Origin of the sequence: Paenibacillus thermotolerans, assembly GCF_028745515.1 — a bacterium.
Taxonomy (GTDB): Bacteria; Bacillota; Bacilli; order Paenibacillales; family YIM-B00363; genus Paenibacillus_AE; species Paenibacillus_AE thermotolerans.
Genome location: NZ_JAQZSG010000015.1, coordinates 30,623 through 55,650, shown reverse-complemented (window position 1 = coordinate 55,650; position 25,028 = coordinate 30,623). Strand labels below are relative to the sequence as shown.

Genomic DNA, 25,028 nt, shown 5'->3' with positions numbered 1-25,028 from the left:
AAGAAGGTGCGCTATGCGTTGGATGGGAATCATACTATCAGGCTGTTTGGTTGTTCTTGCGGGCGAGGTACTATCGTTCACCGTATGGAAGCTGCCATGGACTGCGGCGTATTGGTATTGGATTGCGGAGGGCGGGTTGCTCGCCTCGGCATTGGGCTTGGGCGCCTGGCTCATTAGAGATGAGATTCCAGACTTTAACGAAAGCTTGTTCCATAATCATAGGGAAGCGGTAAGCCTCTATGACAGGAACGGCCGTTTGAAGAGGATGAATTCGACGGCAGAGCGGTTAAAGGGATATACGGAAACTGAAAGGATCGGTAAAACTTTCGAGCAGTTTTATCCTGCGGAGGAGAGGGAACGCGTCTTTGCAAAGTTTCGGAAGGCGGCGGACGGTGAACCGCAGCATTTCGAAACTCGATATATTAAGAAGGACGGCGCCGTCTTTGATGCCGAGGTCTCTTTCTTTCCGATCCATTCAGGCAGAAAGGTGAGAGGCGTATACGCGGTGCTTAAGGATATTACCGATCGGAAGCGCTATGATGAGATGCTGCTGCATTCGGAGAAGCTCGCCGTCGTCGGCGAGTTGGCTGCGGGCATAGCGCATGAGATCCGAAACCCGCTTGCAAGCCTGCGCGGGTTCATTCAATTGTCGCTGGAGAGCAAGACGCTCCAATACGGCGACATTATGCTCGACGAGCTGGATCGCATCCATACGATCACGAACGAGCTGCTGCTGCTCGGAAAGCCGAAAAAAATGTTTTTCGAAGAAAAAGAAATTATTCCGATGCTTGAATCGATTATGACGCTGGTGGGCACGCAGGCGATCATTCATAACGTCGAAATACGGCTGCAAGTGGAGCCGGGACTTTCGGAAGCCCGCATTCTGTGCGAGGAAACCCGAATCAAGCAGGTGTTTCTTAATATTTTAAAGAATGCGGTCGAGGCGATGCCCGGCGGCGGGACGGTTTCCGTGCTTGTCAGCCGCTTCGGCGAAGCTTTGTCGGTACGCATTGTCGACGAAGGCTGCGGCATTCCGAAAGAAATGCAGGAGAAAATCGGTCAGGCGTTCTTTTCCAGCAAGGAAAAGGGAACGGGTCTGGGCATGATGGTAAGCTTCAATATCGTTGAGCTGCACAAGGGCAAGCTTGTCATCGCCAGTGAAGAAGGGGTAGGAACGTCGGTGGACATCCGTCTGCCGCTCGTCTTGTAATTGGAATAATCGTCCAACCCGCAGCGCATAATGAAACTGCCGTATAGAGGCAAATAAGGCAAGGTCTTAAGGAGTCGGACGACACATGAACGCAGATCAAACACCCGTGATTCAAAATATATCGAGCTATATCGGCAAGCTGTTTCGCGAAAACTTCGGCAAAGGGCCGGAATCGGTTTTCGTTTCCGTAGGACTTACCTATATGACCGTGCACTTGCGCAATTTGCTCACTCCGGCCGAAAGAGTATTGATGGATCAGGACCAGACGGACATCATCGTGCAAATGAGGGATACGCTCATACAACGGCTCTTTCCTGAATTGAAAGGATATATTCAGCTGACGACAGGCGTCCAAGTGCAAGAAATGTATTATGACTGGAACTTGCATAACCGTTCGGGGATGATTACATTTATAGGGGAAAATCCGTTTCCGTTCGCGGAAAATGTGAATGACGCCTACCCTGGAAAGCCGATTATCGATCAAGAGATTGTAAACATCAGCGAGCAAGCGCAAAAAATTCCGGATGAAATTTATTCCTGCGAATTGAATTCCCGTACGATTTTAGTCGTGCGCAACGGCATTCTCGTGCGGATCGAGAAGGAGCTCATCCGCCTCGGCCACGGAGCGCTCCTAAAGCGGGTAAAGCGGAATCTGGAAAAGAGCTATCTTCACAATAACGGGCATTTCGAAGCGGCTTTGAACCGGAAAGTCATCGACGTGTTTGTCGATTGGGATTTTGAGAGGGATCGGAGCATCATGCTGCTTGTGACCGGGAAGTAAGCTGGGAGGGGTATTATGTCGAATGAGAGATGGATGCGGGAAGCGGTTCGTCTTGCGAAGGAGAATGTGTTAAGCGGTAAAGGCGGTCCGTTCGGAGCCGTCGTCGTGAAGGACGGCCGCATCGTCGCCTCCGGCGTTAACGAGGTGACGAGTTCGAACGATCCGACGGCGCACGCGGAGGTGCAGGCGATCCGGGCGGCCTGCAGGGAGCTCGGCGCGTTCCAGCTGTCGGATTGCGAAATTTATACGAGCTGCGAGCCTTGCCCGATGTGCATCGGAGCCATTTACTGGGCGCGTCCGAAAGCGGTGTATTACGCTTGCACGAAAGTAGAAGCCGCGGGCATCGGCTTTGACGATCATTTTATTTACGACGAGCTTGAGAAGCCGATCGAGTCGCGATCGATCGCGATGCAGCGTATGACTCCGGAAGGATATCATGCGCCGTTCGACGCATGGACCGCTTATAGCGGACGCGTAGATTATTAACTAGTGAGGTTCGCCCGAATTTTGGGATTTCGCTATGCCTAAAGATGGAAAAACCGGCGCTTTCGATGAAGAGGCGCCGGTTTTTTTGTTTTCCGTGGGATTTATTTCCTGAATCTTTCAGCACGGGCGGAGGCAATGTTTGGAAGATGAAAGTAGTCCTTTACGCTTGTTGCGGCCAACTGGAAAAATAATCATTTCGATGGATGGCGGGAACGATTGCATCGGGCGTACTATGAAGTCGTCAGGTTCAGACAAATTTCGCTGAATCTCGATAAAGGCAAAGCTGGCGAAAGCTAGCGGCGCAAAGCTAGAGGGGCTAAGGGAGTCGGAATAACGAATGGGATATTCCGGTTTCTATGCCAGCCAGTTACCGAAAGATCAGGGGAACTTGTTACGTGGAAGCATCATGGCGTAACCCTCCTTTCGGTACGTAAAGGCAGGGTTATTTGTTATGAGCGGAGGTGAAAAGTCATGGAGCTGTACAATCTTGAGAACGGCGTACGGGTCGCCGGGCGGGTCGAAGCCGCATCCACCTTCCTTCGAAGGTTCCGAGGGCTGATGCTGACGAAAGAGCTGCCGCAGGATTGCGCGCTTCATATCGTACCCTGCCGGTCCGTGCACACCTTTTTTATGCGTTACCCGATCGATGTACTTTATCTGGATGAAGCCGGCGTTGTCGTCGGAACGGATGAAGCACTTTCGCCGGGCCAAGTAGGCTCGATGGTAGCGGGAGCCCGTTCGGTGGTAGAGCTGCCTGCGGGAACGATTCGGGCGACGGAAACCCGAGTCGGACATAAGATGGGATTTATGAATCCCGAAACTAAAAAAACAAACAATCAAAAGGAGAATGAAAATGATGAACAAATGGATCGCGTTGGTTAAAGAAGAGCAAGGACAAGGCTTGACGGAGTACGGCTTGGTGCTCGGCATTATCGCGGTAGCGGTTGTAGGAATCATCGCAGCGTTCCGCCAAGAGCTCGTCAACATCTTCAACGATGCGCTCGGGAAAGTGCAAAACAGAGACCAGGTACCGGCAGCCGGCGGCAACTAAACATTCATTCGAAGCAAGGGTCTTTCGTGCAAACGTAAGGCCCTTCTTTATAGCTTAAGGAGTGTAAGATATGTGGTCGGACATTGTGTTGATCGCTGTGTTGATCATTTGCGTCGGCACCGATTTGCACCGCCGTAAAATTTACAACGCAGTAACCTTCCCCGCACTTGCGCTTGCATTGACTCTTCATTTTTGGTTCGGCGGCTGGTCCGGTCTCGGAGCTTCGCTCGCGGGCTTCGCAGCCGGTATCGGACTGCTGCTTATCCCCTACTTTATGGGCGGAATGGGAGCGGGAGATGTAAAGCTGCTCTCCGTAATCGGCGCTTTGAAGGGATCGTGGTTTGTCGTTACGGCTGCCGTATACATGGGGTTGATCGGTGCGGCGATGGCGGTCGTTACGCTGCTTTTGCGGAAAGATTCCAGAGCGTTTTTTAAGCAAGTCGTTTATTTCTTGTATGCATTCCGCTGCGGCACGCGCATGTCCTTCCCTAAGAATACGGGAGCGCTAACTGCTGTCATGCCCTACGGGGTGGCGATCGGCGGCGGTGCGCTGACGGCGATTCTCACGAGAGGAGACATTCCCATATGAGTCGTAGTTGGAAGCTGAGGAAGGATGAGCGCGGGCAAGCGTTGACGGAGTTCGCGATCATCGCGCCGGTCATGCTTCTGCTAGTGTTCGGCATTGTAGATCTGGGGCGTTATATGTACGGCTATTTGAACCTGCAGCTGGCGGCGCAAGAAACGGTGAGAAAAGGGAGCTTCGGTTATACGGACGCCGAGCTTGCGGCGTTTGCCAGATCGTACATGAAGGTTAAGGACCCGGCGCTGCTGGCGGTAACGGTTACGCCGGACGACCGCACGCGGGACTCCGGGGATTATGTCACGGTCACGCTGCAGGAGCCCTTTACTTTTGTAACGCCGATTGTAGGGGAGCTTTTGCCGGTAAGACCGAATATAAGGGCGTATTCGACCATACGGGTGGAATGAGGTGAATGACGGATGAAATCGGCGGATTGGTTAAAACATAGCGCATGGAAGCTGGTTACGGAGCAAAAAGGCAACGTTATAGCGGTAGCGGCGTTGTCCATGGTGGCGATGCTTGCGATTGGCGGATTAGTCGTTGACGGAGGAAGCCTATACGTAGCGCGTATGCAAATGCAGAAGGCGGCTAACGCAGCTGCGCTTTCGGGAGCACAGGAGCTGACAACCGACCAAACTTCGGTTGAAGCGGTAGCGCGTCATGTGCTTCACCAGCATAAGGAAGAAGAAGGCATCGATGTTTTGGATATTCGAATGAAAGATAGTGTTACCGTCGGACTGACACGGGAAGTGCCGCTCGGCTTCGCCGGCATATTCGGCATAAAGAGCACTCCGGTATCCGTCAGCGCGACCGCGCAGCTCGGTATTATGGGGGAGGCGAAAGGGGCCGCGCCGATCGGAATCGATGATCGGACGGAGTTAGTGTACAACCAAATCTATACGCTCAAGGTAGAGCCGGGCGGTCAGCAATCGGGTTTTTTCGGCATATTGGCGCTTGACGGGCCGGGTGCCAGCACGTACTCCGATAACCTTAGATATGGGTACAAAGGACTTGTGAAGCTTGATGACATTATCGACACCCAAACCGGAAATATTGCGGGAAAAACGCGTGAGGCTATCGAGGAGAGAATCAGAAACTGTCCGTACCCTGAAGGTGAAATGCATCATAGAGATTGCCCGAGGGTACTCTTGGTTCCTGTTTACAAGCCATACGACCAAAATTCGAATCAATTGAAGAAAGTGAGAATTACGGGATTTGCGTATTTTTATGTGATCGGCATGGAAAAGGATAACGATACGTACATCAAGGGCAAGTTTATCGAACGCGTGGGAACCGGAATCGTTGACCCGGGCGCGGCGGGCAAGGGAGCATTCTCGATCAGACTGACGGAATAGGCGGTTGACTACAATGAGAACAAAGATGGTGCTAATTTTAGCGATTGTTATGGGCGCGGTGACAACCGTGCTCTTCTACCAATACATGAACCGGTTCCAGCAGGAGGCTGCTGCGAGCGAGGTGTTCGTCGAGGTCGTGACCGCGAAGGAGCCGATTGCGAAAAACGAGATTATTACTGCCGCCAAGCTTACGATCGCCCGCGTACCCGAGCTCGGCGTGCACCCGAATGCGGTGACGACAATTAGCTCGGCGGAAGGGAAAATTGCGAACGCATCCATCGCGGCAGGCGAAGTGCTTCTGACGCACCGGTTTCAGGATACGAAGGAGGAGGCGCTGTTCGTATCCCGCAAGGTGAAGGAGGGCTATCGGGCAGTTTCCGTAGGGGTTGACTTCGTACGATCGGTATCGAACCTGATCGAGCCGGAAGATTATGTGGACGTTATATACAGCAAAGTAGACATGCAGACCAAGGAAGTCATAACGAAGCTGCTTCTGGAGAAGGTTCGCGTGCTGGCGGTGGGCAGAAGAATGGTGGAAAGTGAAACGGATACGCCGTACGTCGAATACAGCTCCGCAACGCTTGAGCTGAATAAGGATCAGACAGTTGTGCTGGTCAACGCAATCGAGAGCGGCACCATCCACCTGACTCTTCATACGAGAGTGTCTCAGCAGGAAACAGCGGACAAGGCGGAAAACAAGTAGGGTTTTCGGCTTTTTCGGCGATTTATAATACATGATTGAGAAAGGAGGAGCGGTCATGAACGGATCGGAGACGGCGAAGGGGAAAGGCTTCCGCGGCGAATTGATCGCCGTTTGCAGCGCGAAAGGCGGGGTCGGACGGACGGTGCTTGCGGTGAATCTGGCCGTGGCGCTGTCCAAGAGCAATGTGAAGATCGGGGTGCTCGACGGGAGCTTTCAATTCGGAGACGTGTGCCTTGCGCTTGACCTGCACCCGTCATTCAGCGTGAAGGATGTCGTGGAATCGATCGAGGATATGGACGCGTTCGGCTTATCAGGCTTTTATATGCACCACCCAAGCGGAGTCCGCGTGCTCGCTGCGCCGGATCGGCCCGAGTATGCGGATTTGGTGACCGGAGACATAATCGCCAAAGTATGCGACCTCATGCTCTCGCAGCATGATTACGTCATTGCCGATACGGGTGTCGGTCTTCAGGATAAAAATTTGCATATCGTCGAGAAGGCGGACCAAATATTCGTCATTACGAATTTGGAGATGGCGACGATGAAAAATACGAAGCTGATGCTGGATACGCTGGAGATGTTGGGAATGCAGCACAAGGTTCAGCTGATCGTGAACCGTTCCAATATGGAAAGCGTCATTAAAGCGCACGACGTTGCGGATATTTTAGGTGTTGAGGTAGGAATGTACATTCCTAATCAATTTCAGATCGTGTCGCAGTCGCTCAATGTCGGCATTCCGTTTGTGGTGAATCAAGGAAAATCCGATGTGGCCAAGGCGATGTTTCGGATGGCGGACCAGCTCGTCTCCAGACGGGACATTTCGCTCTTTAAACCGAAAGCTCCGTCGCTGTTTCAATCGATCTTTTCCAAACCGAAGACGCTGTAAGTCCATCCATTGTGAGACGAGGGAGGGGGCAAAAATTTGAGCTTACTTGAACGTATACAAGCGAAACGCGTGGAAGCGGGAATTTCGGACGAAGCGGAGCAGGATGCGGCCCAGGGCTCCGCAATACCGGAACAGGTTCGGGTGCCTAAGAAGGATCTGGTTGCGACGTTCCGGGAAATGCGCAAAGGCGACGCTCCCGCCAAGGCGAAGGAAGCAACTCCGAGGCTAAGCAAACATCAGGAGCTTAAAAACCGTTTACATAAACAAATTTTAGATGAAATGAAGGACGCGGAGGTGGAGGACATTGTTCCGAAGCTGGATGCGATGGCGATAGAAATTATTAAGGAGGACGAGACGTTCCGCGGATCCGTGGACCGCAAGAAGGTCGTAGAGGAGCTTATCAACGATTTGACCGGCTTTGGCCCGATCAACCCGCTGCTGATTGACCCCGATGTCAGCGAGGTCATGGTGAACGGTCCGAACCAGGTGTATGTGGAGAGGAACGGGAAGCTGGAGCTGTCCGGCGTGCAGTTTCGGGACAATGAGCACGTCATGGGCGTCATTGACCGGATTGTCGCTCCGATCGGCAGACGTATCGACGAATCGAGCCCGATGGTGGACGCGCGGCTGCCGGACGGTTCGCGGGTGAACGTCATTATACCGCCTCTTGCCTTGAACGGCCCGACGATCACGATCCGTAAGTTTTCCGAGGATCCTTTTACAATAGAAGACCTGATCCGGTTCGGCACGCTGACGGAGGAGATGGCGCTGTTTCTGGATGCGTGCGTTAAGGCGAGATTGAACATCTTTGTAAGCGGAGGAACCGGTTCGGGTAAAACGACCACATTAAACGTATTATCGGGCTGTATTCCAAGCGACGAGCGGATCGTGACGATCGAGGATGCGGCGGAGCTGAAGCTGTGGCAGGAGCACGTCGTATCGCTCGAGTCCCGCCCTGCGAATATTGAGGGCAAAGGCGCCATTACGATCCGCGATCTCGTCCGCAACTCACTGCGGATGCGCCCCGAGCGCGTCGTCATCGGGGAGGTGCGCGGCGGCGAAGCGCTCGATATGCTGCAGGCGATGAACACGGGCCATGACGGATCGCTGGCGACGGGCCACTCGAACTCGCCGAGGGATATGATTTCAAGGCTGGAGACGATGGTGCTGATGGCCGGAATCGACTTGCCGGTGAAGGCGATCCGCGAGCAAATCGCAGGCGCGCTGGACTTGATCATCCACCAGTCTAGGCTGAAGGACGGCTCGCGCAAAATCACCAACATCACCGAGGTCCAGGGGCTGGAAGGGGATACGGTTGTGCTGCAAGATATTTTCACGTTCGAGCAGAAGGGCGTCGATGAGGCCGGCCGGATTATCGGCCGATTGGTGCCGACCGGGGTCCGTCCGAAATTTTACGATCGCCTGGAAACCTCCGGCATTTACATACCGACGTCTGTGTTTATCGACCGGGAGGAGTGGTCGTAGTTGAAAGCTTTGATGATCGTATTTTTCGGGCTGACTATGTGTTTCTTGTTTTTGTTCTTGCTTCAAAATACGCTGTTTTCGGACAAGCGCTTGCAGAAGCGGATGAAGGCGTATTTGCAGCTCAGCGATGAGAAGAAGCGTCCTCTCGACCGAAAGAAGCTGGATATGTTCGTACAGCTTCAAGGCTATAAACGTGCGATTCGCGAGAAGGTGCTGACGAAGAAAAACAACGACCGTCTTGAGGAGGCGCTGCTGCGGGCCGGCATTCCGCTCACGCCGGAAGAGTTTGTGATGTTCCAATGGATTGCGATGGCGCTGGCGGCGGGATTTCTGTTCGTCATTTTGTCCCACTGGGTGTTTGTGCTGGTTGGATTGTTATTAGGGTGGGTAGCGCCGCGCTGGTTTCTTGGCAAGAAGCAGCGAGACCGTTTAAACGCGTTCAACGAAGGGCTTCCGGATATGCTTACGACGCTGGTTAGCTCGCTGCGCGCAGGCTTCAGCTTCGCTCAGTCGCTCAAGGCTGTCGTTGAGGAGGCGGACGAGCCGATTCGCAGCGAGATCGATATTGTGCTTAAGGAGATGCAATACGGAGCGACTATGGAGGCAGCGCTTCAATCGCTTAAGGAGCGGATGCCGAGCGAGGATTTGGAGCTGATGATTCAGGCGATTCTGATTCAGAAGCAGGTCGGGGGAAATTTGGCCACGGTGCTGGAAACGATCGTCGGCACGATTCGGGACCGCAACAAAATCCAGCGCCAGCTGCAGACGCTGACCGCGCAGGGAAGATTGTCGGGAGTCGTCATCGGCTTGCTGCCCGTAGCGATCGGCATTTTGATTTACATGATGGAGCCGAATCATATTAAGATATTGTTCCATCATCCCGTCGGGTTAGCTCTGTTTGGGGCGGGGTGCGTCTCCGGCACGATCGGATTTTTACTGATCCGCAAAGTTACTACGATCGAGGTGTAGCCTGGTGTTTATGCTATACGCGGCTTTTTTCATTACAATGACGCTGATCGGTTACAGCTTGTATGTGATTCCTAACGAGCGGAAGATGAGGATTAAGAAGCGGCTGAGCTTCATTCGTTCCGATGAGACGGCGGAGGCGGAAAGCGCGGCTTCCGCAGCGGCTAAGGAGGAAATTGCCGGCACGCCGCTATGGAAGCGGCTGTTCAAGGCCGTGCTGGTCCGGTTTCGCCGGAGATTTCGGAGAAAAACGGACGAGCGGGTTCAACAGAAGCTCGAAATGTTGATTCTGCAGGCGGGCCGGCCGTTCCAGATGACACCGTTCGAATTTCGCTTCGCTCAGCTCGCGCTGTTTCTGGTGCTGCCGCTAACGGGCGGGGCATATGCGCTTCTGCTGCTGAAAAGCTCATTCGGGACGCTGCTTCTGATCATAATGATTTGCCTGCTTGCCGCTTGGCGGCTGCCGTATTTGTTTCTCAGCGGCAAAGTGAAGAAACGAGCGAGACTGGCGCTGCGCGAGCTGCCCGACGTGCTCGATTTGCTGACGGTAAGCCTGGAGGCGGGGCTCGGCTTCGACTCTGCGCTTGGAAAGCTCGTTTCGAAGAAGGGCGGGGTGCTGACGGAGGAATTTCACCGCTGTCTGGAGGAAATACGTCTGGGGCGGACGCGGAAGGAATCGTTGATCGGCGTTCGGGACCGCTTGCAGCTGGATGAGATGCGCTCGCTGGTCAGCGCCATTCTGCAGGCGGAGAAGATGGGCATCGGCATGGTGCAGGTGCTGCGGGTCCAGTCGGCGGAAATGCGCGACCGGCGCAAGCAGCGCGCCGAGGAGCAGGCGATGAAGGCGCCGATCAAGATGCTGTTTCCGCTGGTCATCTTCGTATTCCCTTGCTTGTTTATCGTGCTGCTCGGACCCGTGCTCATACAATTTATGGATACGTTCTCGAACGGCGCGCCATAAACAAGGCCATCGGCCGGCGGAAAGCTTCGGCTCACAGCGTCGTCCGGCATGCTGCAGCATAAAAAAAGCCTCGGAACAACACCCGGTTCCAAGGCTTTTTTTGTTGTTTTACGTTCTGGAGGCTTGCAGAAGCTCGTCCTTCTCCGCGCATTCCGGCGAGCAATAGCCTTGATGCTCTTCCTCGCAATTGTCGCACACGATATGGTGGTTGTGGCAGAAATCGTACGTGCAGTTGATGTATTTTTCGGACGGAGTGCCGCAGTGGATGCACTTGCCGACGACGGTCGCCGTCTCTGTAAAGTTGACCGGCACGACGATTCGCTCGTCGAACACGTACATTTTGCCGTCGAACAGCTTTCCTTTCACTTCCGGGTCCTTGCTGTAGGTGGCGATGCCGCCGTCAAGCTGCGCAACGTCCTTGAAGCCTTCGCGGAGCAGGAAGCCCGACAGCTTCTCGCAGCGAATGCCGCCCGTGCAGTACGTTATAATTTTCTTGTCTTTGTATTGGCTCAGGTTTTCGCGGATCCATTCCGGGAATTCGCGGAACGATTCCACCTCGGGCCGAATCGCGTTGCGGAAATGGCCTACGTCGAATTCGTAATAATTGCGTCCGTCGAGAACGATGACATCCTCGTCTTCGAGCGCTTCGAGAAACTCCTTCGGCTTCAGCCGCTTGCCCGACAACTCGTTCGGATTAATATCTTCTTCAAGCCGGAACGTAACGAGCTCCGGACGCGGACGTACGAAAATTTTCTTGAATGCGTGCGCGTCGGCTTCGTCGATTTTGAATATCATGTCCTTGAACAACGGGTTATCGCGCATTGTTTTCATATAAATATCGGTTTGCTCGACGGTGCCGGACAAGGTGCCGTTAATGCCTTCATGCGCAACGAGGATGCGGCCCTTCACGCCCAGCTCCTTGCAGAACGCAAGATGCTCTTTGGCAAATTCCTCGTGGTTTTCAATCGGTACGTACTTATAGTAAAGAAGAATTCTGTAAGGTTTAGTTGCTCCTTCTGTCGTCATGTTCCTTCACCTGTTTACTTGATTTTAGTCATTCTTACCGCTGTTCCTCGATTGAGGCTTTATTTATTTTAGCATATCCGCGATTGAATTGAAAAAGCCGCCCGCGGACGAGTCCGGGAGCAGCCCTGAAGTTACTTGATATTTCGGACGATCGAAACTTCCACGCGGCGGTTTTTGGCTCGGCCTTCCTCCGTTTTATTCGAAGCGACCGGCTTGTATTCCCCGTAGCCGACGCTGCTGAACCGTTCGGGACCGACATTCTTGTTTTCCAATATGACCGCCAAGAGATTGAGGGCGCGTTCCGCGCTCAGGTGGAAGTTGGACGGGAACTGGGCCGTATTGATCGGTACGTTGTCCGTATGACCTGCGACTACAACTTCGTAATTTTTGTACTGCTCAAGCAGCTTTGAAATCGTGGCTGCGGTTTTTCGCGACTCGGGCTTGAGCTGAGCGCTGCCCGATGCGAATAAGGCGTTGTCGCTGATCGTAATCCGCAATTGCTCGTTGTCCAGGTGCGTCTGCAGCTGTGTGGTTAAGCCCGTGTCTTCAATAAAGCGGTCGATCTTCTTCTTCAGCTCAAGCAGCTCTTCCGTTTCTTTCGTGCGCTGCTTGTCTTCCTGCGATTGCTCTTTATCCTTGTCTTCCTTCGCTTTGCTGTCGATACCTACGTTTGTGCGCGAAGGAACCGGCGAATTGTTGTCGAAGAAGCTTTTTCCGCCACTGAGTGCCGCGACGAACGATTTCTTAATTTCTTCGAATTTCTTCTGGTCGATCTGGCTGGAGGCGAACAACACGATGAACAGAGCAAGCAGCAGCGTAAGCAGGTCGGAGTAAGGGATGAGCCATGTTTCGTCTATATGCTCTTCATGCTCATGCGGTTTGTGCTTTTTGTTCACCGGCTGCTTCCCCCTTCTGCTCGGCTAACCGCTCGGTTGGGGTCAAGTAAACGGACAGCTTCTGTTGAATGGCGATCGTGGATACCCCGGATTGGATCGAAAGGAGCCCTTCGGCCATCATCGTCTTCAGCAGCATTTCTTGCTTGGACATTCGCTTCAATTTGTTGGCAAGCGGGTGCCAAAGCACGTAACCGGTGAAAATACCGAGCAAGGTGGCGATGAAGGCCGCCGCAATGGAATGTCCGAGCTTCTCGATATCGGACAGGTTGCCCAGAGCGGCGATCAAACCGATAACGGCTCCCAAGACCCCGAGCGTCGGCGCATATGTACCGGCCTGCGTAAAGATCAGAGCGCCCGCTCTGTGTCTTTCTTCCGTGGCGTTGATCTCTTCCATCAATACGTCTTGCACCAAATCCTGATCGTTGCCGTCGATAATCATCCGCATTCCGTTGCGGAGGAACATATCCTCGATTTCGTCTACTTTGCTTTCCAGCGCGAGCAGCCCTTCGCGGCGCGTAATGGTCGCCCATTCCATGAACATACTGATAATTTCCGACTTTTGAGGCAGCTTTTGGCCGACAAACGCGATCTTCATCAGCTTCGGGAACTTCTTGAGCTCCGACATAGGGAAGCCGATAAACAACGAAGCTGCCGTACCGCCTAATATTATGAGATAAGCGGCGGAGCTGTCGAACAGAGCGCTAAGGTGCGCACCCTTCAGCACCATGCCGTAAAACACCGCTATAAGTCCCAAAACAAGACCGATTATTGTCGACTTTTCCATTCGAGCACTCTCCTCGTCTATCTGTAAGCACTAGTCTATAAGACTATATCGGCATAATGTCCGTTTCGTTGAAGTATTATTTCTATAGAAAATGTTTCATGCGCTACCGTTCCGGCCCGCCCCATACCATGCAGTAGGTCGTTGTAGTGCCGTGACTAGCCCGCAGCTCGTATGAGTCGGTGCGAACGAATCCGGCGCGTTCGTATGCGGCTATCGCTCTAAGGTTGTCAGCGGCGACTTCAAGATCCACGCTCCACCCCGGATAGAGCCCGAGTGCATAAAGGGCGGCCTCCCTCGCCAGGGCAGCGCCGATTCCGCGCCGCAGGCCGCACAGGTCGGGGCGCAGGCCAAGACCGAGCCGAATCGTTCCGGCAGCGTCGTCCCCGGAAAGCGGAAACAGCTGCACAAAGCCGGCAAGCTTGTCGCCGTCCAGCAATGCGCTGCGATACTGCTCGGTGCGGATGTGAGGATCGGCGAATTCTTTGCCGAGCGACGCCATCGTCTCCCACGGCTCCCAATTGTAACGGTCGTATGGCGGTTCGTATCGCCAGGAGCAGACCGCCATGGCGTGAGCTTCCGTCATCGGCTCTATCGTAAAGCGAAGATTGTCGGTGAATGCGGGCATATGCTCTGTTCCTTTGCGCGCTTAATTCGGCGAATCCGTAACATTTCGACAATATTATACAATACTTACGCCTCTTCTCACAGGTTTTGCGTTCTGTTATGCTAGGGGAAACCGGGACAACGAAAGGGTGAGGAACGAAACATGCGTCATTTAATAAGCCCAGAGCGTTTGTACTCGATGTTGCAGGAAGGAAGCGTCATCGTTATTGACTGCCGTTTCAATCTGGGGGAACCGATATCTGGAAGATCAGCCTATATGGAGGGGCATATTCCCGGGGCTTTCTATTTGGATTTGGAGCAAGACCTATCGTCCGCGAAGCGGGCCGACGGACACGGCGGGCGCCACCCGCTTCCGGATATCGCATCGCTTGCCGAGAAGCTTTCCCGCATCGGCGTTTCCGCGGGCAAACGGGTTATCGGCTACGACGATCAGGGCGGAGCGATGGCTTCACGCCTTTGGTGGCTGTTGATGTATATGGGTCATGACGAGGCTTGCGTGCTTAACGGAGGATTCGCCGGCTGGAAGGCTGCGGGGTATCCCGTAACCGCCGAATTGCCGGATACGCCGGTTTCGCCTGCCGGGTTCGTGCCGCGGCTAAGGGAAGAGCTGATGGTAACGGCCGATTATATTTTGGCGAACAAGCAGCGGACTGAGGCCGGCAAGGTTGTGCTCATCGACTCGAGGGAAGAGGCGAGGTATCGCGGAGCGACGGAGCCGATCGATAAGAAGGCGGGGCATATTCCGGGCGCGCAGCATTGGTTCTGGAAGGGGAACCTGGATGCGGAAGGCCGGTTTCGCCCGGTGAAGTCGCAGATGGAGCGGTTCGAGCGGCTGCAAGGCGCCGAGGAGATCATTGTTTATTGCGGCTCCGGCGTAACGGCTTGTCCGAACGTGCTTTCGCTGCGCGAGGCGGGCTTTAAGAACGTGAAGCTGTACGCCGGCAGCTGGAGCGACTGGATCAGCGATCCGGACCGGCCGATCGCGAAGAAGGAGTAGCAAGGACGCGTTTGCGGCACAACGACGAAGAAACCGTCAGGGAATGCACCCTGACGGTTTCTTTTATAACGGTATAGCATTTTTAGGTTAAATGGTAGATTGCCTTATTGCCTGTTCTTATTTTCTATAAATATACCGATGCCGTGCCAGAATGCGTTTATACATCGTTTTGTCGCTCAGTCTTTTAAACGAATTAAATTGGGGAGTCGTATTTGCTTCAATAATCCATATGCTACTTTTCTTGTCTACGCCGATATCGATGCCTAATTCGCGGACGCCGGGAAATTTCCGATCCATCCTCTTGGCAAGGGCAAAGCACAATGCGTCGATTTTTTTAATCATTTGCTTCGTATTATTCGGCCGGTTTTTATATATGGAGTTGAAAACATTCTCGATGGTTTGCGGCGAAGCTCCTTGACTGTAATTCGTTACGAATCGGCCGGGAGCGCCTACACGAACGATTCTTCCCGAAATAAACCATTTGGATTGAGGTTTTTGCATAAATATGCGGATGTCGAATTTGCGGTTTTTGTATTTTTCCAGCTCCAAACCTTGCTGAATCAAGTAAGTGCTGTTCGGCCGCAGCAATCGGCTTAATGTCCGAACCGCCTTGCCGCTAGGAACTTTGCGGTGACGTAATCCCCACGAGATCTGAACTTTATCGGAACTCAGCCTCCTGATCCTGATGATCCCTTTGCCTTGGCTGCCTTTATCCGGTTTTATGAAGACACTGCTATATTTACGGATCATTTTCAAAACCGTGGCCGGCTTGTACGGATATGTTTCTGGAAGGTGCTTCCGAAGTGTGCGATCGGATCTCATAGCATTGCCTTTTCGCAGCTTGCCGTATACTATGCGAACAGACATATGCATCCCCCATATCGATTAATGATTGTTGCATAACCGCAGCTCAATGGAGCTTTGATTTCATTGTTCATGCTAAACACGCTTCTTTTTCTTCCTTCGGGTTGCCGTTGCTTTTTTGCGTTTCATGATCCTTAAATACATGGATTTGTCTTTTAGCTTTCTGAATTGCGATAAGCCAGGAAATAAATTTGCTTCGAATATCCAAGCCTTTCCTTTCCGATCCAATCCGATGTCGACCCCGTAGATAGGGTGGTAGGGGAACAGCGCGCTTAGTCTTTTCGCGGACAGCTTCGCAGCGGCGTCGATTCTGGATTGCAATATGCGATGGGAAATACCGCGCAACGACGATCTTTTTAAGGCCGTTTCCACAGGAAGGACGGATCCGTTCCTGATCGTATTGGATACGAAGTAGCCGCTGCCCGTCACTTTTGCCAGCTTTCCGGTGACGTCCCACTGCTTCGTTCGCGGGTTGCGCTGCACGACGGCTCGAAAATCGAACGGTCGTCTCCCGATACTGGGTCTGGTTACGGCGCGTTGGATGATGTAGGCTTGGGAGCCGCATAATTTGCTTAAAAATTGATAGGCTTTTCTTTTCTCCGTGAATTTTCTTTTTCTAGTTCCAAAGTGCAATGCGTATTGGCTGTTTCCGAGTTTGGACACGGAAATTACGCCTCTGCCTTGTCTTCCGCCAATCGGTTTAACAACCGCGTGGGAATATTGATCGACCATGGACCACAAAGCGTGAGGCGTTAAGCGTTCGGTAACCGGGAGATAGGGTCGCAGCGGTTTGTAACTTCTCATGAATTTATATTTAACCCACTTGTTAATGCTAGGGGGAATCCTCACATAGTCTGACCTCGCTTTCTTTTCATTTAGTTATAAGTATGTACTTAGGGCGGCTTTGGACGGGGCGACTTTTCCCCATCAAATCGCACAATTGTGCAAGATGTACCATTCTCGTAATTGAGCTGGTTTTTCATTAAATAAGAGTTCGAGAGCTTAAGATTTAAAAGAAAGGTAAATGGAGGCGATTGCATGAGGAAACCGATATTTGCAGGTTGTTTCGTTCTTGCGGCCGGCATGGCGGGGTGGATCGTATGAGAGCGGCGGCAAGCCGCGGCTGTCGCAACAGATGCAAAAAGCGGAGGACTCTCGCCCTCCGCTTTGCTGACAGGTCTTTACTCGAAAGTATCCGCCATCTCCAATACGACGGGGCAATGGTCGCTCCCCAGGATGTGGAAATCGATTTGCGCATCCTTCAGATAAGGCGCCAGCCTTTCGGACGCCAGAAAATAGTCGATCCGCCACCCTACGTTCCGTGCGCGCACTCCCGGCATATTGGACCACCATGTATACACATCGGTCTTGTCCGGATAGAAGTGCCGGAAGGTGTCGATAAATCCGGCGTCCAGCAAGGAGGTCATTTTGCCGCGTTCCTCTTCGGTGAAGCCGGAGTTGCCGTGATTCGATTTGGCGTTCTTGATGTCGATTTCCCGATGGGCAACGTTCAGGTCGCCGCAAACGACGACAGGCTTGTCCTCATTCAGCTTTTTGAGGTAGCTCCGAAACCGTTCCTCCCATTCCAGTCGGTACGGCAGCCTTGATAAGTCCCGCTTGGCATTCGGCGTATACACGGTTACGACATAGAAAGAATCGAACTCCAGTGTAATGATTCGTCCCTCGGGCTCCGAATTTTGTTCCATGCCGTAGCGTACGGAAAGAGGTTTGATTCTAGTAAACACGGCGGTGCCTGAATATCCTTTTTTCTCGGCGTAATTCCAGTATTGCTCGTAGTCCCCGTAACCTTCCTCGGGCCCCATCGTAATTTGCCCTTCTTGCAGCTTTGTTTCCTGAATGCAGAAAATATCCGCGTCCGCTGCCTTGAAATAGTCATGAAACCCTTTGTTCACGCATGCCCTTAATCCGTTGACGTTCCAGGAAACCAGCTTCATCTGTAAAACTCCTTGCGATCGTTTTTACTATTAAATAGTGTAACACAAGGAGACGGCAGAGCCTATCAAACCCCGGCAATCCGGCTGACGAGCCAAAACAGTCCGAACGCGCCGATGAGGCACGAGGCGGCAAGCTGCATCCGGGAATACCAGCTGCGGCCGCCTATGGCGAACAACAGCGGCAATACGACGCACACCACGGCGAGCTGCCCCAACTCTACCCCTACATTAAATGTGACGAGCGCATACATTTCCTGGCTTTTCGGCAAACCGATTTCGCGAAGAGCCCCCGCAAAGCCGAAGCCGTGAATGAGTCCGAAGATGAAGGTAAGCACCCAGCGGTATTTGATAGGTTTGACGCGGAACACATTTTCGATCACTACATAAACGATGGACAGCGCAATAAATGCTTCTACGAACCGGGAAGGGAGCGACACGATATTCAATGCGGCGAGCGCCAGCGTGATGCTGTGGGCGACCGTGAACGAGGTGACGATGGCGATCGTCTGGCGGAAGCTTGCCCGAATCAAGAGAAGCGCAAACAGAAACAGCAGATGGTCGTAGCCGGTCAAAATATGCTCGATGCCGAGAAGCACAAATTGCACGACGGTCTCCGCCACTAAGGGGGCTTCGCCGAGTCGGCCGGTCCATACTTTGTTATCGCCGGAAAACAAGTGCTGGAAAGATTGTTCCTCACCGATACGGAACGCCGCAATATTCGTGTGGTCCGGAGCGACCTCAAAGAACGCATCGTAACCGATCGAAAGCTGCTCGATCGGCTGCTCCGACGGAAAATCGAACTCGAACCGAAGCACGTTCGGGTTCGGTAACTCTTGCTTGACGGCAACCATCGAGAGCGCTTCGCCGTTGTTGCTGACCGTGATCCTTTTAGACAGGTAGGGGTGGATGATCGATTCGTATCCGGTTTTCAACTCGTCCGCATCAATGACCCCGTCTCCGTTCCGGTCGGCTTCGGCGGCGACCTCCATAATTGTCTTCTCGTCAACGCGCAGCACCAGCCTGACGATATTCGGCTCGGGTGTCGAAAAGTCCGAAACCACGAAAGTTGCCGCATGTGCGAATACCCCGGGCGGGGAAACGGCCAGCAGCGTAAAAACCGCGGTCATACCGATCAAAAAGCTTCGTATGTTTTGTATTAAGCGATTTTGCGGCAAGGGCGGACCCTCCTAATATGATTTTTATAGAAGAAACCAATTTAAAGATAATAGAACATTTCGGGGTTGTAAATTACCGTTTAAAAAATATATCCATCCACGCAAAAAAATATGGCGGAAATATTTATTCCGTGATATAGTTCTGCATGCAAAGAAAAAATTTACAAAATCTTAACAATCTTAATCGTTCCGGATCAAGGGAGGTCGGATGTGAGGCAGTCATCTATTGCTAAAGCGCTTACAGCTATTCATTTTTTGGGGATGGCGGTCTTTTTTCAAGGCTGTTCGTTGCCGGGCTTCGCGCAGAAGGAGGTGGGCCCGATTCGATTCGCAGTGATGTCCGATATTCACGTGCAAGCGTGGGATAAGGAATCCCAAGACAAATTCAGAGCGGCGCTTGACGACTATCAAACGATGGAAAAGCAAGATCTGATGGTCATCAACGGCGACCTGACCGATGGCTTTGAAGAAGACTATCAAACGCTCAACGGTATTATGGGCGAATATGAGCTGCCGCCGGTTTACGCGACGATCGGAAATCACGAGTTCTACAAAATGTGGTACGACAAAGACCGCAACTGGAGCGCCGATACGTTCCCGAACGGGTGGACCTCCGAACAAGCGGTAGATCTGTTTAAAGCTTCCATGAAGCTGGAGCAGGTGTACAGAGACGCTTGGGTTAATGGATACCATTTCATCTTTTTAGGGGGTGAGCAATACAGGGATAAAGACCCGGAGTCGATGGAAGACGCGTATTTGTCGGAAGCCCAGTTAAGCTGGCTGGAGGATAAGCTGGCCGAGAAGCGGGACGCCGAACATCCGAAGCCGATCTTTGTATTTCTTCATCAGCAGCTTCCGGCAACGATTGCGGGCAGCTGGTACGACATGGGTGTCGTCCAGCATCAAGAGCTGAGACAGCTGCTTGAGAAATATCCGGAGGTCATTTATTTCTCGGGGCACACCCACTTCGAATTAATCAGCAAGGATCTATATAAGGAAGAGGGTTTCGCGATGGTCGGCTCATCCTCCGTCTTCCGGCCTTATAACGAAGCGAACCAGCCGATCGAAGGACCGAACAGCGAGAGCTTGTTCGTCGAGGTTGAAGGGGATATCGTAACGATCAAAGGACGGCGCCACGACACGAGGCAATGGGTGGAACAGGCCGAATTCGTTCGCGATACCTCTAAATTCAAAATTGAAAAGTAAAGGGATGAAGTCGATGCGCTCGAAATGGTTTGCCGCACTTGTAACGCTTTCTCTCTTATTATCGTTAACCGTTCCGGCATGGGCGGCCGGAGGGGCAGGCACAGCCGGCACGGCGTCCTCCGCAAATAACGCCAATGCGGCGGCGGCAAAGCCGGCGATTGCGTTCCCGGTCATCAGCGATATTCACATACAGAAGGGGGATGTCATTTCCGAACGGAAGTTCGCGGCTGCTCTGAAAGATCTGTATGCCATCAATCCGAAGTCGGATGCGCTCGTGATTAACGGCGATTTGACCGTTACCGGCAGAGAAGAGGACTATTTGTCCTATCAGAAAGTGCTGAAGGACAATCCTCATCCGGCCAAAGTGTACACTACGATCGGAAATCACGAATTTTATAAAGCTTGGTACGACAAATCCGGCCAAATGAACATGGACACCTTTCCGAACGGCGAAACGGAGCAAATGTCCATCGAACGCTTCTTTAAATATACCGGAAACAAGCGGTTGTACCACGATACTTGGATTAAAGGATATCACTTTATTTTCTTGGGCTCGGAGAAATACCGCCAAGACGATCCTACCCAAGGCGAAGACGCTTATTTATCCCAAGAACAGCTGGATTGGCTGAAGAAGACGGTCGCCATCAGCGCGTCGAACCATAAGCCGATCTTTATATTCCTGCATCAGCCGCTGCCGCAAACGTTCGCCGCGACCAACTCCGAAAGCAACAAGCGGCCGGTCGTGCAGTATAAAGAGCTTGCCGAAATTTTGAGCCCATATCCGCAAGTCGTCTTCTTCAGCGGGCATACCCACTGGAAGCTGAACATTGAGAATCAATTTATACGCGGCAAGTTTACGATGGCGGATTCCTCTTCCGTTCGCCAGCCGTACAACGCCGAAGACAAGCCGGCCGGAACGAAGCCGAGCGAAGGCTTGTATGTAGAGGTTTACAAGGACAAAGTGGTTATCAAGGGGCGCGATTTCAACAAGCAGGAATGGATCAAGGAAGCGCAGTATACGATTCAGTTCCCGATCGCAGCCGATCCGAACGCCACTGTTCCGAGCTACAACGATACTCCGGCGGAGGAGCCGAGGGCAGAAGCGCCGAAGGAGCTGCCGCAGCCGAATGTGCTTTATTATGATTTCGCAAGATCGGCTACGCTCGACCGGTCACCGGCGGACAATCAAGGCACGGCGGTGGGCCATCCGAAGGTGGCGTACGATGAGGCGTTCGGCAAGAACGTATTGGTGCTGGACGGAGAATCGTATATCAACATACCGGACAATCAGACGCAGCGCGTGAAGCAGGTTACGATGGAGGCTCAATTTTCCTTGGCCACGCTGGACGGCGTGCAGGACATTGTCGCCAAAAATCAATCGTCCGATTACGGGCTCGAGTACAATCCTGATACGAAGAAGCTGGAATCTTGGATCTACGTGAAAAACGGAGAGACAGGCGCCTATGTGGTCGTCGAGACGCCGGAGCTGCAGGCAAACAAGGTGTATCACGTGATTTCCGCCTTCGACGGGAAAGAAAGCGTCATGTACTTAAACGGGAAGAAGGTAGGGGCGAAGAAAGCGGAGGGCGAAATTTCCCAAGCGGGAGACCCGGTAGACCTTGCCATCGGCGCCGATCCGGAGCCGGAGCGTAAGGCGAGAAGTTTGATGAAGGGCAAGATCGGCTTCGTCAAAATATACGACAAAGCGCTTACGTCGATTGAAGCGGAATATGCATATAAAGGTCTATACGGTGCCGCCGATGTGATCGATTACGACTTCGCCGTTTCCGCAACCGAAGATTTTTCCGCGGCGAACAATACGGGAACGGCCGTCGGAACGCCGAAGGTGCAATATGATGAAGCGTTCGGCAAAAACGTGCTCGTGCTTGACGGCAACTCGTCCTATATCAACATTCCGGATAACGAGACGCAGCGGGTGAAGCATGTAACGATGGCGGCCCAGTTCTCTCTCTCGACGCTCGACGCGGTACAGGACATCGTTGCGAAAAATCAAAACTCCGACTACGGCTTGGAGTATAATCCGGGCACAAAGAAGCTCGAATCTTGGATTTACGTGAAGGGCGCAGGAGAAGGCGCTTATGTGGTCGTCAGCACGCCGGAGCTGAAGGCGAATCAGGTGTATCACGTCGTCGCAACGTTCGACGGCAAGGAGAGCGCCATTTATTTGAACGGGGAGAAGGTCGACTCCAAGAAAGCGGAAGGGGACATCTCCCGAGCGGGCGATCCTGTCGATCTGGCGATCGGAGCCGACCCGGAGCCGGAGCATCAAGGACGAAGCTTTCTGAACGGCAAAATATCGCTCGTCCAAATTTACAGCGAGGCGTTCACTCAAGAACAGGTAATCGCGCTTTACAGCGCACACAAGGTAAAGAAAGCGTCAAAATAAAACATAACCGAAAGGAAGAGGAAGCACTATGAAGGTGAAATCTTTACTATTGATCGCTATGGCCGCGACGCTGGCATTCTCCGCGCCGGCGCTTGCAGCGGGCACCACATCAACGAAAGGCGGGTCGACATCAACGACGAAAGCCAAAAAATCGGCGTTCAATCCGGATCTTATCAACTATACGTTCGAAGAATCCGCAACGAAGGATTCCTCCAAGGGAAAGAACGACGGGAAAGCGGTCGGCAAGCCGACGGTCGTGCAGGACAAAGCATTCAAGAAGAAAGTGCTTGTGCTTGACGGCAAATCGTATATCCGCATCAAAGACAAGGAAAGCTTGAGTCCGGCGAAAATTACGATCGCTTCCGTCTTCTCGTTAGGCACGTTGGACGGAACGCAGGACATCGTTGCGAAGACGCAGACTTCCGACTACGCGCTCGAATTCAACCCGGTTACCAAGAAGCTTGAGGGTTGGCTTTACATCGAGAGCGATGACGGCGAATCCGCGGAGTATGTCGTACTCGAGAGCAAGGAACTGAAGAAAGACACGATCTATCATGCGGCGCTTACGTTTGACGGCCACGAGGCGGTGCTGTACATGGACGGCAAGAAGGTCGCTTCCAAAGTGAAGGACGGCTCCATTGCCCAGGCGATGATCGTGGACTTGACCATCGGCGTCGACCCTGAGGTGGATGACGGCGCGCGCTCCTATATGACCGGCAAAATCGGCTATGTGAAAATTTGGAGCAAAGCTTTAAGAGCGGTGGACATTGAAAGTTTGTACAAAGAGTGGGGTAACCGAATCTACTAAAGTGAAAAGACCGGGCTGCCGAATTGACGGCGGTCCGGTTTTTTCGGTAAGGAAAAAGGAAACCCCGGAAGCGCTCGTCCGAGCGTCTTCCAGGGCCGCAGAGGTGCGTATTAATTCGATTGTGCAGAGGACATGATGGCGGCAAACGCACGCGCTAATGCAGCCGTTTCTTCGTCCTCGGATTCAAGCAGCGATTGCTCCGTATAAGCCGCAACCGGGTCTACCGCCGGGTCAACAATGACAGGCTCAGCCGTAGTCTCCGCCGCAGCCTTCGCTTCGGCTTGGGCCGGCTGCGCAGCTTCTTGCTTCGGCGCTTCCGTCGCGATATTGATGTAATTGTCGCCGCCTAAAATCCGTCTTGCGGTAACATAGCGCTTCGAATAGTACGCCTCGCTCAATTCGCTGATTTTCACACCATACTTGCTGGAGGAGTGCGCGAATTTGCCGTCGCCCATGTAAATGCCTACATGAGAAATCCCTTTGCCGTCCGTATTGAAGAATACGAGGTCCCCGGGACGCAGCTCGTCGCGTGCCACCTTAAATCCGGCATTCGCTTGATCTTTCGACGTGCGCGGAAGCTCGATTCCGAATTTCTCGAATACATACGAAGTAAATCCGGAGCAATCGAAGCCAGCCGTTGTCGTTCCGCCGTAGCGGTAGTCGATGCCCAGCAGTTTGTCGACCGCGGTTTCGAGCTTAGTCGCGGCCATAGCCGTACCGGCCATGGAGCCGAAAGCGATTCCGGCTGCAAGCAGTGCAATAGCAGTCTTTTTCAATTGGTAAACTCCTTCCGACGCCGACGAGGTTAGCTTAAGGGTTCGGTTGAAGGTTCCCTATGATCCCTCTGAAGCGAGATCAATTCACCCAAAAATTGGTTCCCCCGTAATTCGAGCCTCTGAATGCCCGAATATTTAGGCGCGCTTGTTAATGTCCAATACTAATCATTCGACATGATCCTACGAATTCCTCCTTCTACTAACAAATTATTCTCTGATAGATTGAAAGAAACGGCGCGTGGAAAAAAGAGGCGGATAACTCCATGATTGCTAGTATGATAGAGCCGGACTGGGAGGGACAAGGATGACAGCGATTTCAGGCCGACGCAACTTCGGCACATTTTCGAGCCGATTCGCGCAAGTTGTCGACGTGCCGCCGAACCGGTTCCGCTCCTGCGTGGAGGAATGCATTGCACAGCTTAGAGTTTACCATGCTCGGCGCCTTGCGCTAGCGGCAGAAGGACCAAAATTGCCGGAAGGGGCGCAAGGAACCGTGTCGATTGATGCCGGCTTCGAGTGGTATCATGCGCGGCCTTATTTCCTAAGCCGATTCCGCTCGGACGTTGTTCGGCGAAGGGGAGTTCCGGATCCCGCCGGCCCCCGACGGTTCGTACTATGTCTGTGCGCCGAATTTTTTTGGGATGTAACGGAGGAGGAGCTTTCTTTCCGGCATTGAGGGGGCCCCTGAGATTTTGAATTTTTTAGAGGGGTACCGGAGGTCGCAGGCGAACTGCGCAAACTAGGAGAAGCTTACTGCGATCGTTGTAGGTAAAATCTCATTGCGATAACCATTTTTTATATAGTTGAGGGAATGGGTGATGGGGAATGGGGAATGGTGTATGGGGAATGGTGTATGGAGATGCCGGTGCTATGATGGAATCGAAACTTTACGGGGAACTGTTAGGCTGGACGATCGAGCAATTTATGGGCGGGTATTGGATCATCCGAACGGGCGATACCGCAGCAACATCTTTCTCCGCGCAGCACTTTGACAAAAGTATGTTCATAAAGTGTTGCCTTCTTTCCATAATTCCGCTGAAATTCCG

At 52.8% G+C, this 25,028-nt stretch carries 27 protein-coding genes and 2 riboswitches; of the genes, 18 read left to right on the top strand and 9 right to left on the bottom strand.

The annotated features are described in order from the left end of the window. The first annotated feature begins 13 nt into the window (after window positions 1-13). From PT964_RS14040 to PT964_RS13980, 13 genes are all read left to right on the top strand, one after another. Entirely contained in the window at window positions 14-1,210 is a 1,197-nt protein-coding gene (locus PT964_RS14040) for an ATP-binding protein (RefSeq protein WP_274363987.1), read from the top strand. Between the two features lie 85 nt (window positions 1,211-1,295). Then, complete coding sequence (locus PT964_RS14035; protein ID WP_274363986.1) at window positions 1,296-1,991, top strand: Na-translocating system protein MpsC family protein; 696 nt, start codon at window positions 1,296-1,298, stop codon at window positions 1,989-1,991. Between the two features lie 15 nt (window positions 1,992-2,006). After that, window positions 2,007-2,477: a nucleoside deaminase gene (locus PT964_RS14030; RefSeq protein WP_274363985.1), complete on the top strand. Its 471-nt coding sequence runs from the start codon at window positions 2,007-2,009 to the stop codon at window positions 2,475-2,477. A gap of 266 nt (window positions 2,478-2,743) precedes the next feature. Then, window positions 2,744-2,852, top strand: a riboswitch (cyclic di-GMP riboswitch). Window positions 2,853-2,948: 96 nt separating this feature from the next. Further along, entirely contained in the window at window positions 2,949-3,359 is a 411-nt protein-coding gene (locus tag PT964_RS14025) for a DUF192 domain-containing protein (protein WP_274363984.1), read from the top strand. Further along, window positions 3,334-3,528, top strand: a complete 195-nt coding sequence (locus tag PT964_RS14020; protein WP_425262725.1) for a Flp family type IVb pilin — start codon at window positions 3,334-3,336, stop codon at window positions 3,526-3,528. The genes PT964_RS14025 and PT964_RS14020 overlap by 26 nt, the downstream gene beginning before the upstream one ends. 70 nt (window positions 3,529-3,598) lie before the next feature. Continuing rightward, window positions 3,599-4,117, top strand: coding sequence for an A24 family peptidase (locus PT964_RS14015; protein ID WP_274363982.1), 519 nt, complete (start codon window positions 3,599-3,601; stop codon window positions 4,115-4,117). Beyond that, entirely contained in the window at window positions 4,114-4,515 is a 402-nt protein-coding gene (locus PT964_RS14010; protein WP_274363981.1) for a TadE/TadG family type IV pilus assembly protein, read from the top strand. Before PT964_RS14015 ends, PT964_RS14010 begins: the two co-directional genes overlap by 4 nt. Before the next feature lie 12 nt (window positions 4,516-4,527). Next, complete coding sequence (locus PT964_RS14005; protein ID WP_274363980.1) at window positions 4,528-5,463, top strand: pilus assembly protein TadG-related protein; 936 nt, start codon at window positions 4,528-4,530, stop codon at window positions 5,461-5,463. A 13-nt stretch (window positions 5,464-5,476) separates the two neighbouring features. Continuing rightward, the gene (cpaB, locus tag PT964_RS14000) at window positions 5,477-6,166 is read left to right on the top strand and encodes a Flp pilus assembly protein CpaB (RefSeq protein WP_274363979.1); all 690 of its coding nucleotides are present in this window, start codon (window positions 5,477-5,479) and stop codon (window positions 6,164-6,166) included. Window positions 6,167-6,221: 55 nt separating this feature from the next. Then, window positions 6,222-7,052, top strand: coding sequence for a CpaE/TadZ family protein (locus tag PT964_RS13995; protein ID WP_274363978.1), 831 nt, complete (start codon window positions 6,222-6,224; stop codon window positions 7,050-7,052). Window positions 7,053-7,088: 36 nt separating this feature from the next. Beyond that, window positions 7,089-8,537 carry a TadA family conjugal transfer-associated ATPase gene (locus PT964_RS13990; RefSeq protein WP_274363977.1) on the top strand — a complete coding sequence of 483 codons (1,449 nt, stop codon included), beginning with the start codon at window positions 7,089-7,091 and terminating at the stop codon, window positions 8,535-8,537. Further along, window positions 8,538-9,506, top strand: a complete 969-nt coding sequence (locus tag PT964_RS13985) for a type II secretion system F family protein (RefSeq protein ID WP_274363976.1) — start codon at window positions 8,538-8,540, stop codon at window positions 9,504-9,506. A gap of 10 nt (window positions 9,507-9,516) precedes the next feature. Next, entirely contained in the window at window positions 9,517-10,464 is a 948-nt protein-coding gene (locus PT964_RS13980) for a type II secretion system F family protein (RefSeq protein WP_274363975.1), read from the top strand. A gap of 108 nt (window positions 10,465-10,572) precedes the next feature. On the opposite strand, the gene trhO is transcribed toward PT964_RS13980, so the two are convergent. The 4 genes from trhO to PT964_RS13960 all read right to left on the bottom strand — a co-directional run bounded on the left by trhO (window position 10,573) and on the right by PT964_RS13960 (window position 13,795). Beyond that, window positions 10,573-11,490 (bottom strand): oxygen-dependent tRNA uridine(34) hydroxylase TrhO, encoded by a 918-nt coding sequence (gene trhO / locus PT964_RS13975; RefSeq protein ID WP_274363974.1) that lies wholly within the window; start codon window positions 11,488-11,490, stop codon window positions 10,573-10,575. Between the two features lie 131 nt (window positions 11,491-11,621). Further along, window positions 11,622-12,386, bottom strand: a complete 765-nt coding sequence (gene motB, locus PT964_RS13970; protein ID WP_274363973.1) for a flagellar motor protein MotB — start codon at window positions 12,384-12,386, stop codon at window positions 11,622-11,624. Beyond that, window positions 12,361-13,170, bottom strand: coding sequence for a flagellar motor stator protein MotA (gene motA / locus PT964_RS13965; RefSeq protein WP_274363972.1), 810 nt, complete (start codon window positions 13,168-13,170; stop codon window positions 12,361-12,363). The genes motB and motA overlap by 26 nt, the downstream gene beginning before the upstream one ends. Before the next feature lie 103 nt (window positions 13,171-13,273). After that, a complete protein-coding gene (locus PT964_RS13960) occupies window positions 13,274-13,795 on the bottom strand; it encodes a GNAT family N-acetyltransferase (protein WP_274363971.1) in 522 nt (173 codons plus the stop codon). A gap of 141 nt (window positions 13,796-13,936) precedes the next feature. Between PT964_RS13960 and PT964_RS13955 the strand changes: the two genes are divergently transcribed. Further along, window positions 13,937-14,791 (top strand): sulfurtransferase, encoded by an 855-nt coding sequence (locus tag PT964_RS13955; protein ID WP_274363970.1) that lies wholly within the window; start codon window positions 13,937-13,939, stop codon window positions 14,789-14,791. Between the two features lie 117 nt (window positions 14,792-14,908). Here the strand turns inward: PT964_RS13955 and PT964_RS13950 are convergent, their stop codons facing one another. From PT964_RS13950 to PT964_RS13935, 4 genes are all read right to left on the bottom strand, one after another. Then, complete coding sequence (locus PT964_RS13950; RefSeq protein WP_274363969.1) at window positions 14,909-15,658, bottom strand: YheC/YheD family protein; 750 nt, start codon at window positions 15,656-15,658, stop codon at window positions 14,909-14,911. Between the two features lie 72 nt (window positions 15,659-15,730). Then, on the bottom strand, window positions 15,731-16,504 hold the full coding sequence (locus PT964_RS13945) for a YheC/YheD family protein (RefSeq protein ID WP_274363968.1): 774 nt from the start codon (window positions 16,502-16,504) through the stop codon (window positions 15,731-15,733). Between the two features lie 332 nt (window positions 16,505-16,836). Continuing rightward, window positions 16,837-17,610: an exodeoxyribonuclease III gene (locus PT964_RS13940; RefSeq protein ID WP_274363967.1), complete on the bottom strand. Its 774-nt coding sequence runs from the start codon at window positions 17,608-17,610 to the stop codon at window positions 16,837-16,839. A 65-nt stretch (window positions 17,611-17,675) separates the two neighbouring features. Then, window positions 17,676-18,785, bottom strand: coding sequence for a HupE/UreJ family protein (locus tag PT964_RS13935; RefSeq protein WP_274363966.1), 1,110 nt, complete (start codon window positions 18,783-18,785; stop codon window positions 17,676-17,678). Window positions 18,786-18,995: 210 nt separating this feature from the next. Here PT964_RS13935 and PT964_RS13930 point away from each other — a divergent pair, with 210 nt between their 5' ends. Genes PT964_RS13930 through PT964_RS13920 form a run of 3 tightly spaced genes read left to right on the top strand, consistent with a single transcriptional unit; the run spans window position 18,996 to window position 23,206 of the window. Beyond that, the gene (locus PT964_RS13930; RefSeq protein ID WP_274363965.1) at window positions 18,996-19,991 is read left to right on the top strand and encodes a metallophosphoesterase family protein; all 996 of its coding nucleotides are present in this window, start codon (window positions 18,996-18,998) and stop codon (window positions 19,989-19,991) included. Between the two features lie 13 nt (window positions 19,992-20,004). Then, window positions 20,005-22,398 (top strand): LamG-like jellyroll fold domain-containing protein, encoded by a 2,394-nt coding sequence (locus PT964_RS13925; RefSeq protein WP_274363964.1) that lies wholly within the window; start codon window positions 20,005-20,007, stop codon window positions 22,396-22,398. 28 nt (window positions 22,399-22,426) lie between these two features. Then, window positions 22,427-23,206: a LamG-like jellyroll fold domain-containing protein gene (locus tag PT964_RS13920; protein WP_274363963.1), complete on the top strand. Its 780-nt coding sequence runs from the start codon at window positions 22,427-22,429 to the stop codon at window positions 23,204-23,206. Between the two features lie 110 nt (window positions 23,207-23,316). Here the strand turns inward: PT964_RS13920 and PT964_RS26425 are convergent, their stop codons facing one another. Beyond that, window positions 23,317-23,982: a C40 family peptidase gene (locus tag PT964_RS26425; RefSeq protein WP_337995034.1), complete on the bottom strand. Its 666-nt coding sequence runs from the start codon at window positions 23,980-23,982 to the stop codon at window positions 23,317-23,319. A gap of 3 nt (window positions 23,983-23,985) precedes the next feature. Then, a riboswitch (cyclic di-AMP (ydaO/yuaA leader) is annotated at window positions 23,986-24,134 on the bottom strand. Window positions 24,135-24,286: 152 nt separating this feature from the next. Here PT964_RS26425 and PT964_RS13910 point away from each other — a divergent pair. Beyond that, on the top strand, window positions 24,287-24,658 hold the full coding sequence (locus PT964_RS13910) for a hypothetical protein (protein WP_274363962.1): 372 nt from the start codon (window positions 24,287-24,289) through the stop codon (window positions 24,656-24,658). Window positions 24,659-25,028 lie beyond the last annotated feature (370 nt).

Excerpts from the sequence above, each read along its gene's own strand:
- PT964_RS14040 (WP_274363987.1), top strand. The coding sequence starts at position 14 with ATGCGTTGGATGGGAATCATACTATCAGGCTGTTTGGTTGTTCTTGCG.
- PT964_RS14035 (WP_274363986.1), top strand. The coding sequence starts at position 1,296 with ATGAACGCAGATCAAACACCCGTGATTCAAAATATATCGAGCTATATC.
- PT964_RS14030 (WP_274363985.1), top strand. The coding sequence starts at position 2,007 with ATGTCGAATGAGAGATGGATGCGGGAAGCGGTTCGTCTTGCGAAGGAG.
- PT964_RS14025 (WP_274363984.1), top strand. The coding sequence starts at position 2,949 with ATGGAGCTGTACAATCTTGAGAACGGCGTACGGGTCGCCGGGCGGGTC.
- PT964_RS14020 (WP_425262725.1), top strand. The coding sequence starts at position 3,334 with ATGAACAAATGGATCGCGTTGGTTAAAGAAGAGCAAGGACAAGGCTTG.
- PT964_RS14015 (WP_274363982.1), top strand. The coding sequence starts at position 3,599 with ATGTGGTCGGACATTGTGTTGATCGCTGTGTTGATCATTTGCGTCGGC.
- PT964_RS14010 (WP_274363981.1), top strand. The coding sequence starts at position 4,114 with ATGAGTCGTAGTTGGAAGCTGAGGAAGGATGAGCGCGGGCAAGCGTTG.
- PT964_RS14005 (WP_274363980.1), top strand. The coding sequence starts at position 4,528 with ATGAAATCGGCGGATTGGTTAAAACATAGCGCATGGAAGCTGGTTACG.
- cpaB (WP_274363979.1), top strand. The coding sequence starts at position 5,477 with ATGAGAACAAAGATGGTGCTAATTTTAGCGATTGTTATGGGCGCGGTG.
- PT964_RS13995 (WP_274363978.1), top strand. The coding sequence starts at position 6,222 with ATGAACGGATCGGAGACGGCGAAGGGGAAAGGCTTCCGCGGCGAATTG.
- PT964_RS13980 (WP_274363975.1), top strand. The coding sequence starts at position 9,517 with ATGCTATACGCGGCTTTTTTCATTACAATGACGCTGATCGGTTACAGC.
- trhO (WP_274363974.1), bottom strand. The coding sequence starts at position 11,490 with ATGACGACAGAAGGAGCAACTAAACCTTACAGAATTCTTCTTTACTAT.
- motA (WP_274363972.1), bottom strand. The coding sequence starts at position 13,170 with ATGGAAAAGTCGACAATAATCGGTCTTGTTTTGGGACTTATAGCGGTG.
- PT964_RS13960 (WP_274363971.1), bottom strand. The coding sequence starts at position 13,795 with ATGCCCGCATTCACCGACAATCTTCGCTTTACGATAGAGCCGATGACG.
- PT964_RS13955 (WP_274363970.1), top strand. The coding sequence starts at position 13,937 with ATGCGTCATTTAATAAGCCCAGAGCGTTTGTACTCGATGTTGCAGGAA.
- PT964_RS13950 (WP_274363969.1), bottom strand. The coding sequence starts at position 15,658 with ATGTCTGTTCGCATAGTATACGGCAAGCTGCGAAAAGGCAATGCTATG.
- PT964_RS13940 (WP_274363967.1), bottom strand. The coding sequence starts at position 17,610 with ATGAAGCTGGTTTCCTGGAACGTCAACGGATTAAGGGCATGCGTGAAC.
- PT964_RS13925 (WP_274363964.1), top strand. The coding sequence starts at position 20,005 with ATGCGCTCGAAATGGTTTGCCGCACTTGTAACGCTTTCTCTCTTATTA.
- PT964_RS13920 (WP_274363963.1), top strand. The coding sequence starts at position 22,427 with ATGAAGGTGAAATCTTTACTATTGATCGCTATGGCCGCGACGCTGGCA.
- PT964_RS13910 (WP_274363962.1), top strand. The coding sequence starts at position 24,287 with ATGACAGCGATTTCAGGCCGACGCAACTTCGGCACATTTTCGAGCCGA.